This window comes from Steroidobacter sp. (assembly GCF_036406195.1).
Taxonomy (GTDB): Bacteria; Pseudomonadota; Gammaproteobacteria; order Steroidobacterales; family Steroidobacteraceae; genus Steroidobacter.
In genome coordinates this window covers 1-9,184 of sequence record NZ_DASWVW010000003.1, presented here as the reverse complement: position 1 = coordinate 9,184, position 9,184 = coordinate 1, and the positions used below count along the sequence as shown (strand labels likewise).

The following is a 9,184-nucleotide window of genomic DNA, read 5'->3' as shown; positions in this document are numbered from 1 at the left end:
TCGGGCAGGAAGGCGGAGAAGCCGGTAGAGAGGTTGTCGATCACGACGACGCTTTCGCCGGCTTCCACCAGCGCAAGGACCATGTGGCTTCCGATATAGCCGGCGCCTCCGGTGACGAGCACGGTCATGGGCTTTGCCTCTCCTTGTTCTTGGAGCAGCAATGCTAGTGGCAGTGCGGTGAAAAGGGGGTTTCGGCGCCGGCCAACTGGTCACTATGCTTAATGTTGCGTATAGGAGGCTTGCGAAACGGAGCCCGACGTGCCGATCGAGACCCCTATACCCGCCGATCTGCAGCTGATCGTGCCAAACCTGCACAGGCGCTATTCGGGTGTGACCGCCACCAACCGGATGGTGGCGCCGAAACTGGCAAAAATGCTGCGCGCGGCCTGGCTCGGTTCTCATGCGCCGGACGGCATTGCACGGATGGGTTTTGCGGATCTGATGAAGTTATGGCGGCGGCGCACGCCGCTGATCTGGCACGCGCGCCGCAATGACGAGATGATCGTGGGCGTGCTGTTGCGCGCGCTCGGCTGGCCCCTGAGGCTGGTGTTCACCTCGGCGGCCCAGCGGCATCACAGCTGGATCACGCGCTGGCTGATGCGGCGGATGGATGCGGTCATCGCCACCAGCGATATCTCCGCATCCTTCCTCAAGCGCGAGTGTGTTGTCGTGATGCACGGCGTCGATACCGATGCGTATGCCCCGCCTGTGAACCGTGCGGCGGCGTTCGCGGAAAGTGGGCTTCCCGGCCGCTATGCGATCGGCTGCTTCGGGCGGGTGCGCGCGCAGAAGGGCAGCGATGTGTTCGTTGAGGCCATGTGCCGGCTGTTGCCGCGCTATCCCGATTTCACGGCCGTGATGGTCGGCGCGATCGTGCCGGAGCAGCAGGCATTTGCGAACGAGCTGAAAAAGCGCATCGGGGCAGCCGGCTTGCAGTCGCGCATTGTCGTCACGGGTGAGCTTGCGATCGAAGAGGTGCAGCGCTGGTACCAGCGGCTGACGATCTATGCCTTCACCTCGCGCAACGAAGGCTTTGGGCTGACGCTGATCGAGGCGATGTCGGCAGGCAGCGCGCTGGTCGCCTCGCGCGCGGGCGCTGCTGAATTCGTAGTTGAAGACGGTGTCACCGGGATATTGACGGCGCCGGGTGATGTCGATGCACTGGTGGCCGCGCTCGAGCCGCTGATGCGCGATCCCACTTCGGCGGCGGCGATGGGAGAGCGAGCGCGGGCGCGCGTGCTCGAAAAATTCAGCCTCGATGCCGAAGCAAACGCGATTGCGGACGTCTACCGCCACCTGGTCTGAGCGTCGCTGAATCATGGGTTCGATCCGGCCATGAAGAAAATCCTGTTCCTGTGCACGGGCAACTACTACCGAAGCCGTTACGCAGAAGAGATTTTCAATCACATGGCCAGGAGTGAAGGCCTGTCATGGCGTGCATTCTCGCGCGGCGCGGCCGAGAGGGGATCGCCTGACAACATCGGTCCCATGTCACGATTTGCGCTCGAAGCACTCCAGGCGCAGGCCATCGTGCCCGATGGAGCAACGCGTGCGCCGATGCCGTGCGTCTTGACTGACTTTCACGCCGCCCGTCTTGTCATCGCCTTGAAGGAGGCAGAGCATCGCCCGCTCATCGAGCGGCGCTTTCCCGAGTTTGCAACGAAGGTAACCTATTGGAACGTGGACGATATTGAATTCGCTCCGCCTTCGATTGCCCTCGCCATGATCGACATTCAGGTGCGAGAATTGATTGCCGCGCTCGACTGATTGTCACACGACAAACGAATGAGGCTTTTCTCCTTGCTTGAACGATTGCTCGCCCTTCTAATGCGGTACGGGTGGAGCAGGGAGGACAACATATGAGGAGATCGGTTCTTGTCGCGGTGGGCGGTGTTGCGCTGCTGCTGGCCGCATGCGGCAGAGATCCGGGCCCGAAGGGTGATCCGGGTCCGCAAGGGCCTGCCGGACCTCAAGGCGCTCAAGGTGTTCAGGGCGTGCCGGGCCCGCAAGGCCAGCCAGGTCCGCAGGGACCACAAGGGCCACAAGGACCGCAGGGGCCTCAGGGCGCGCCCGGCCCCAAGGGCGACTCGGGACAGGCCATGCGCACGGTGCAGGCGGACGGCACGGTCAACTGCGATGCGAGCGAAACTCTGGTGTCGGTATTCTGTCCCTCGGGCGGCGCGCCTGATGGTGCCAAGTGCGGCACGACCCCAACCATTGGTCTTTGTCTGAAAAAGCCCTGATGCGAGCGGTTGCCGTCGCGCCCGCAGGGTACTTCCCGGCGGGCGATTGACCTATCGCCGGCTGGTCTGAGCCATCACTTCGGCGACGAAGATATCGAGATCGCCGCCCGCGAACAGAAATCCGGGCAGGCCTGCGGCTCGCGCCGCCTCGATATCGCTGTCGCGGTCGCCGATGACGAAACTGCCTTCGTGCCGCACCGGCCAGTGCGCCATCAGATCGTGGATCATGCCGGGCGCGGGTTTGCGCCAGTGGTGATTTTCGAGATAGCCCTCGACGCTGCCGTCGGGGTGGTGCGGGCAATATCTGATGTCGTCGATACGTGCGCCCTGCGCCAGGAGTTCGGCGCACATCCAGTCGTGCAGCACGTTGAGCTCGGCCTCGGTGAAGAAGCCGCGCGCGACGCCCGACTGGTTGGTAAAGAAGAACACGAGATAGCCGGCCTCGTTGAGCCGCTTGATGGCTCTTGCCGCGTTCGGCATCCAGCGGATGCGCTCCTTCGTACCCATGTAACCGTCATCGTGATTGACGACGCCGTCGCGGTCGAGGAATGCCGCCGGTCTCAGCACCGCGGTCATGGCGCGCTCCTGCCCGCGGTCGCCAGCACGCGCTTCGCCGTCTCGACGACTTCGGCCGCGGAAATATCGCGCATGCAGCCGTGATCGTTCTGGGTGCAGACCATGCGCTGACAGGGCTGGCAGGGAAGCGGTGTCTTCCTCCGCATGGTCGCGGCAAGTCCATTGAGCGGCGCCCATAGATCGGGGCTCGTCGGGCCGAAGATGCCGATGGTCGGCGTGCCGATGGCGGCGGCGACGTGCATCAGGCCGGAGTCGTTGGTAATCGCCACGCTGGCCGACGCCATCGCCAAAACGCCGTTGCGCAGATCGTTGCCGGTGAGGTCGCGGACTTTCGGCCCGCCCGTTGCCACGATCTCCTGCGCCATCGCCTTTTCGCCGGGGCCGCCGACCACCCAGACGTCAAAACCCCGGTCGGTGAACAGCCGCGCTGCCTCGGGGTAATAGGTCCAGCGCTTGGAGGCGCCAACCGAGCCGGGCGCCAGCGCAATGGCCGGTTTGCTGCCGAGCCCATTGGCCTGCTGCCAGCGGCTGGCTTCCCCCTTGGGCATCCGGAGCTGCGGCACCGGCCATTCCGGCGGCAGCGGCGTGCCGTCGGGAAGCGCCAGCGCAGCATTCTTGTCGATGAAGCGGGGCAGGGCCTTTTCGCCCCAGCGCCACCGATTGATCAGTCCGAACCGCGCCTCGCCGACAAAGCCGACCCGCTCGGGAATGCCGGCCAGCGCTGGCGCAATGGCGGCCTTCCAGGTACGGGGCAGCACCAGCGCCGTGCCGTAGCCCCGTTGGCGCAGTTCGGCCGCCAATGCCCGCTGCTTGGCGATGGACAGCCGGCTGCGCGGCAGGTCGGCCAAGATGCCCTTCCGGACGCCCGGCATGTAGTCCACCAGGGGCGCGCAGAGCGAGGTGGTCAAGAGATCTACTGGCCGATTGGGCCAGCGCTCGTTCAGCACCCGCACGACCGTATGGCCCCGCACGAAATCGCCGATCCACATATAGGGAACGATTAAAATCGGCCGGGTATCGGTCGGATCAGGATTAATTGAATGATCGTTCATAATTTGGTGAGGATCGGGGTTCGGTCCCGTCGGTAGCGGCTCCCGAACGAGAGGTAAAGCGTTGGAAAAGCCGGTTCCGCTCTCCACCACGCGGGACAACCCAGGTTGCCCGCCGCGCGGGACTGGGGCAAAGCTGGCGCTGAACCATCAGGGCAGGGACAGGCATGTTGCTGGTGACCGGGGGAGCCGGTTTTATCGGGTCGAATGTTGTGGCCGCGTTGAACGACGCCGGCCGCAGCGACGTCGTGGTGTGCGACCTGCTCGGCCATGACGGCAAGTGGCGCAACCTCGCCAAGCGGCAGCTCGCCGACATCGTGCCACCGGCACAGCTCTCCGACTGGCTGAAGGGGCGCAAGCTCGATGCCGTCATCCATCTCGGTGCAATCTCCGAGACCACAGCGACCGACGGCGATCTCGTGATCGAGACCAATTTCCGCTTCTCGATGCGGCTGCTCGACTGGTGCACGGCCAATGCCGTGCCGTTCATCTATGCCTCGTCGGCCGCGACTTATGGCGACGGCGCGCAGGGTTTTGCCGACGACGCCTCGCCCGCGGCGCTCCGGCAATTGCGGCCGATGAATCTCTACGGCTGGAGCAAGCACCTGTTCGACATGGCGGTGATCGACCGCGTCGCACGCGGCGAGAAGCTGCCGCCGCAATGGGTGGGCCTGAAATTCTTCAACGTGTTCGGACCGAACGAGTATCACAAGGGCACGATGATGAGCGTGTTGGCGCGGCGCTTTGCCGACATCAGGGCAGGCCGCCCGGTGCAGCTCTTCAAGTCGCATCGCGAGGGCATTGCGGATGGCGACCAGCGCCGCGACTTCATCTATGTCGATGACGTCGTGCGCGTGACGATGTGGCTGTTGGCAACGCCAACGGTTTCCGGGCTGTTCAATGTCGGCACCGGCGCAGCACGCAGCTTCAAGGAGATGATGCTGGCCGCTTACGGTGCGCTGGGTGCTGCGCCCAACATCCAGTATATCGACATGCCCGAACAGATTCGCGGCAGCTACCAGTATTTCACGGAAGGCAAGGTCGATCGGTTGCGCATGGCGGGCTACAACGGCGGCTTCACGCGGCTTGAGGACGCGGTCGATCTTTATGTGAAGGGTTTCCTCGATCGTGCCGATCGCTTCCGCTGAGCGGCGCAGGACAGTACCAATGTTCGATTTCGATACTCTTGCGCAAGCGTTCGGCCGGCAGACGGTGCTCTGCATCGGCGATCTCATGCTCGACGAATTCGTCTACGGCGAGGTGTCGCGGATATCGCCGGAGGCGCCGGCGCCAGTCATCGCGGCGCGGCGCAGCGAGACCAATATCGGCGGCGCCGGCAATGTTGCGCGCAACATCGCATCCCTTGGCGGGCAGTGCATCTTCACGGGCCTGATCGGCGAGGACGAGGTCGGCGTCAAAATGGCGGTCACGTTGGCGCAAGAGCCGGGGATCGAAAGCGTGCTGGTGCACGACCCGGCACGGCCGACGACGCGCAAGGTGCGCTTCGTTTCCGAGCATTTCTCCACCCACATGCTGCGCGCCGACTGGGAGCTGGCGCGGCCGGCCTCGGGCGAGATCGAGCAGAAGCTGATCGATGCGGTGCTGCCGAACATCGCGCGCGCCGATATCGTGCTGCTGTCGGACTATGCCAAGGGCGTGTTGACCGCGCGCGTGATCCGTAACGTCATCGATGCGGCGAAAAAGCTCGGCAAGCGCGTGATCGTCGACCCCAAGAGCGTTAATCTTGCGATCTATCGCGGCGCGACCCTGCTTACGCCCAACCGCAAGGAGTTCGCGGAGGCGACCCGCAGCCCCGCCGACAGCGACGCGAGCATTGCGGAAGCGGCAAAGGACGCGATGGATCTCGCCGATTGCGAGGCGATGCTGGTGACGCAGAGCGAGCGTGGGATGACGCTGGTGACGCGGCAGGGCGAGTCCATTCATGTGCCGGCGCTGCCGGTCAAGGTGCGCGACGTTTCCGGTGCGGGCGATACGGTGGCCGCGGCGCTGGCGCTGGCACTCGCCGCCGGCGCGAACTGGGAAGCGGCGCTGCGGGTGGCCAATGCGGCGGCGGCGGTTGCCGTGAGCAAGAAGGGCACCGCAACGGTGAAGCCAGCGGAGCTGCGGCGCAAGATCCTGCCGCACGCCTCGCTCGCGGCCGAGGAGAAGATTGTGCCGGCCGACGCGCTCGAGGCGCATCTTGCTGAATGGCGCAGACAGGGGCTGCGCGTCGGCTTCACCAATGGCTGCTTCGACATCCTGCATCCTGGCCACGTCAAGGTCCTTACCGCCGCGCGCGGCGCCTGCGACCGCCTGGTGGTCGGGCTGAACAGCGATGCCTCGGTGCGGCGGCTGAAGGGCGAGGGCCGTCCCGTACAGGACGAGCAGGCCCGCGCCGAAGTGCTGGCGGCGCTGGAGGCGGTCGACCTCGTCGTCATTTTCGAGGAGGACACGCCGATCCGCCTGATCGAGTGGGTCAGGCCGAGCGTGCTGATCAAGGGTGGCGACTACACCCGCGAGCAGGTGGTCGGGCACGAGATCGTCGAGAAGAGCGGCGGCGAGGTGCTGCTGGTCGATATCCTCGAAGGCCACAGCACGACGACGCTGGTGAAGCGTGCCCGCGAGGGGAAGGTATGAGCGTGATGAGCGAAAAATTCGATCGAGCGGAACTTGCAGTGCGTTGGCGCGACCCGGCTATGCTGCGCAGGAACGTCGACGTGATCGCGGTCCTCACCGCGGCATCTCTGCCATGGTCGACCTCGGCGACAGGAATCCTGGGTGCGCTGCTGTTCATCGCTACGCTCGTGACCGTCGATCCCAGGGACTTCCTGCAATCGCTGAAGCGCCCGATCAGCGCGCTGCCGTTGGCGCTGGTGCTGCTGGCTATTGTCGGAACACTGTGGTCGGACGCGGCATGGGGCGCGCGGCTCTATGCAATCAGCCCGACCGCGAAGCTGTTGATGCTGCCGCTGCTGCTCTATCACTTCGAGCGATCGGAGCGCGGTCACTGGGTTTTCAACGCCTTCCTGATCTCCTGCATGCTGCTGGCGTGCATGTCCTGGGTGGTAGCCTTCTATCCAGGGCTGACAATGAAGCCGGGCGGCGCTTCGCGCGGCATCTTCGTCAAGGATTACATCGACCAGAGCCAGGAGTTCACGCTTTGCGCGGTCGCGCTAGCCTATCCGATCCTGCAATTGTGGCAGGCCGGGCGAACTCGGTCAGCACTGCTACTCGTGCTCGCGGCGTTCAGTTTTGTGGCCAACATGGTGTTTGTCGTTGTCGCGCGCGTGACGTTCATCACGTTGCCGGTCCTGCTTGCGGTATTCGCCGCGAAACACCTGAAGTGGCGGACGACGCTTCTCATTGCGGTCAGCGGCATCCTGCTCGCAATACTCGGCTGGGCAGCTTCGCCCGAACTGCAGTGGCGCACCGCGACGCTTACGAAGGAGTACAAGCTCTACATGGAGCGGGGGGAGGCGACATCGATCGGCTTGCGGATCGAGTACTGGCGAAAATCGCTCGGCTTCGTTGCCGAGGCGCCGGGCATCGGACACGGCACCGGATCGACGCGCGGCCTGTTTGAGCGGGCCGTGCAGGGCACGGAAGCGATGGCCTCCGGCCAGGTAATCGGCAACCCGCACAATCAGACGCTCAACGTTGCCGTGCAATGGGGCGCGGTCGGCGTGATCGTGCTGTACGCGATGTGGATCGCCCACTTGCTGATGTTCAGAGGGGCGGGACTGGTGGCATGGATCGGGCTGACGGTAGTACTGCAGAATATGCTCTCCTCGCTGTTCAACTCGCATCTGTTCGATTTTCACTCGGGATGGATGTATGTCCTCGGCGTGGGCGTCGCAGGAGGGATGATGTTGCGGGAGAGGGGGAAAGAACAGAACACGAGTTCTGAAAGATGAGGAGCGCTCATCAATCGTGCAGGTCAGACACGCGCCTCTCTCCCCAATTCGATTGCTGAGAAGGCTCAAGCCTGATGACGTGGTCATTGTTGCGGGTCAAGAATAACTACCGACCAGATATCGATGGGCTACGCGCCGTGGCAGTGCTTGCCGTGGTGCTGTACCATGCGTTTCCCAACCAAGTTCGAGGGGGCTTCGCGGGCGTCGACGTATTTTTTGTGATATCTGGTTTCCTCATTTCATCAATTATCTTTGCAGAGATCGCCGAAGGCCGCTTCTCAATTGCGAGCTTCTATGTCCGGCGCGTTCGCCGCATCTTTCCTGCTCTCGCCGTTTGCCTGACGTTTGTGCTGGTATTCGGTTTCATATACTTGGTGCCATTTGAGCTTGCGCAAGTTGGCAAGCACGTTTTCTTCGGCGCCAGTTTTCTTTCCAACGTAGCGCTCTGGAGCGAGAGCGGATATTTCGACAGTGAAGCGCACTTCAAGCCGCTATTGCACCTCTGGTCGCTAGGCATTGAGGAGCAGTTTTATATCGTCTGGCCGGCTCTTCTGCTCATCGTCTATCAGGCGAGGGTGAAGTTGGGGCGAGTGCTTGGACTTCTCCTCCTGATTTCCTTCGCGGTTAACGTCATGCTTGCGGCGACCGATATTTCCGCCGACTTCTACTTGCCCATCTCGCGTTTTTGGGAACTTCTGGCTGGCGCCGTGCTTGCTGCGCTGCGATGGAACGAGCCTGTCTTCCGCATTCGGTCGCTGGTCTCGATATCTGGTTTGGTTGCGCTGCTCGGCTCGTTTGCGCTTCTTTCAGCACATATCCGATTTCCTGGATGGTTCGCGTTGCTGCCGGTCGCAGGAGCGATGGCTTTGATCTGGGCGGGCCCAGAGCCGATTGCAAATAAAAGGATTCTGTCCAATCGAGTTGTCGTTCTGGTAGGACTGATCAGCTATCCACTCTATCTGTGGCACTGGCCTCTGCTTTCTTTTGCGTACATCTTTCGCGGCGGCAAGCCTCCGACACCGCTGATGGCTGCAGCGCTTGTAGCTGTCAGTTTTCTGTTAGCCTGGGTGACTTACCGTTTTGTTGAGAGCCCGGTGCGATTTGGTCGGTACCGTCGCGACCTTACAAAACTGGCTGCAATTTGCGTAACCGTACTGGGTCTAGCCGGTCTAACGACATGGATTGCGCATGGTTTCTCGGGCCGCTTTCCGGGCCTCGACATCAGAAAGATTAGCGAGGCTAAGAGTGATGCGGACTTCAAGGCCACCAAGGGAATGGAAGTCTTTGACCATAACGCAACATTGATTACGCAGATTGGGCGAGGCGAACGCAAGGTCGCCCTGGCCGGCGACAGCCTGCTGTTTCACTATGGTCCCCGCGTGCAGCAACTCGCCGACGACGG

10 protein-coding genes are annotated in these 9,184 nt (G+C 63.0%); 7 read left to right on the top strand and 3 right to left on the bottom strand.

Annotated elements, in window-relative coordinates:
• A partial coding sequence (locus VGE08_RS01545) for an NAD-dependent epimerase/dehydratase family protein (protein WP_331066090.1) occupies window positions 1-128 on the bottom strand: 128 nt, incomplete at its 3' end.
• A gap of 130 nt (window positions 129-258) precedes the next feature.
• Between VGE08_RS01545 and VGE08_RS01540 the strand changes: the two genes are divergently transcribed.
• From VGE08_RS01540 to VGE08_RS01530, 3 genes are all read left to right on the top strand, one after another.
• Window positions 259-1,305, top strand: a complete 1,047-nt coding sequence (locus tag VGE08_RS01540; protein WP_331066089.1) for a glycosyltransferase family 4 protein — start codon at window positions 259-261, stop codon at window positions 1,303-1,305.
• Window positions 1,306-1,335: 30 nt separating this feature from the next.
• Window positions 1,336-1,767 carry a hypothetical protein gene (locus tag VGE08_RS01535; protein WP_331066088.1) on the top strand — a complete coding sequence of 144 codons (432 nt, stop codon included), beginning with the start codon at window positions 1,336-1,338 and terminating at the stop codon, window positions 1,765-1,767.
• Between the two features lie 92 nt (window positions 1,768-1,859).
• Window positions 1,860-2,243, top strand: coding sequence for a hypothetical protein (locus tag VGE08_RS01530; protein WP_331066087.1), 384 nt, complete (start codon window positions 1,860-1,862; stop codon window positions 2,241-2,243).
• Window positions 2,244-2,294: 51 nt separating this feature from the next.
• Here VGE08_RS01530 and VGE08_RS01525 read toward each other — a convergent pair whose 3' ends face one another.
• Together VGE08_RS01525 and waaF are read right to left on the bottom strand one after the other, a co-directional pair.
• A complete protein-coding gene (locus VGE08_RS01525) occupies window positions 2,295-2,819 on the bottom strand; it encodes an HAD family hydrolase (protein ID WP_331066086.1) in 525 nt (174 codons plus the stop codon).
• The gene (gene waaF, locus VGE08_RS01520) at window positions 2,816-3,871 is read right to left on the bottom strand and encodes a lipopolysaccharide heptosyltransferase II (protein WP_331066085.1); all 1,056 of its coding nucleotides are present in this window, start codon (window positions 3,869-3,871) and stop codon (window positions 2,816-2,818) included. The genes VGE08_RS01525 and waaF overlap by 4 nt, the downstream gene beginning before the upstream one ends.
• A gap of 164 nt (window positions 3,872-4,035) precedes the next feature.
• Here waaF and rfaD point away from each other — a divergent pair, with 164 nt between their 5' ends.
• The 4 genes from rfaD to VGE08_RS01500 form a co-directional block, all read left to right on the top strand.
• Entirely contained in the window at window positions 4,036-5,016 is a 981-nt protein-coding gene (rfaD, locus tag VGE08_RS01515; RefSeq protein WP_331066084.1) for an ADP-glyceromanno-heptose 6-epimerase, read from the top strand.
• A 19-nt stretch (window positions 5,017-5,035) separates the two neighbouring features.
• Window positions 5,036-6,505, top strand: a complete 1,470-nt coding sequence (gene rfaE1 / locus VGE08_RS01510; RefSeq protein ID WP_331066083.1) for a D-glycero-beta-D-manno-heptose-7-phosphate kinase — start codon at window positions 5,036-5,038, stop codon at window positions 6,503-6,505.
• Complete coding sequence (locus VGE08_RS01505; protein WP_331066082.1) at window positions 6,502-7,782, top strand: O-antigen ligase family protein; 1,281 nt, start codon at window positions 6,502-6,504, stop codon at window positions 7,780-7,782. Before rfaE1 ends, VGE08_RS01505 begins: the two co-directional genes overlap by 4 nt.
• Before the next feature lie 74 nt (window positions 7,783-7,856).
• Window positions 7,857-9,184, top strand: a 1,328-nt coding sequence (locus VGE08_RS01500; RefSeq protein WP_331066081.1) for an acyltransferase, incomplete at its 3' end; no start/stop codon positions are given.

Bases quoted from the DNA above. Each gene is read 5' to 3' on its own strand.
- VGE08_RS01530 (WP_331066087.1), top strand. From the start codon at position 1,860: ATGAGGAGATCGGTTCTTGTCGCGGTGGGCGGTGTTGCGCTGCTGCTG.
- rfaE1 (WP_331066083.1), top strand. From the start codon at position 5,036: ATGTTCGATTTCGATACTCTTGCGCAAGCGTTCGGCCGGCAGACGGTG.
- VGE08_RS01525 (WP_331066086.1), bottom strand. From the start codon at position 2,819: ATGACCGCGGTGCTGAGACCGGCGGCATTCCTCGACCGCGACGGCGTC.
- VGE08_RS01535 (WP_331066088.1), top strand. From the start codon at position 1,336: ATGAAGAAAATCCTGTTCCTGTGCACGGGCAACTACTACCGAAGCCGT.
- waaF (WP_331066085.1), bottom strand. From the start codon at position 3,871: ATGAACGATCATTCAATTAATCCTGATCCGACCGATACCCGGCCGATT.
- rfaD (WP_331066084.1), top strand. From the start codon at position 4,036: ATGTTGCTGGTGACCGGGGGAGCCGGTTTTATCGGGTCGAATGTTGTG.
- VGE08_RS01505 (WP_331066082.1), top strand. From the start codon at position 6,502: ATGAGCGTGATGAGCGAAAAATTCGATCGAGCGGAACTTGCAGTGCGT.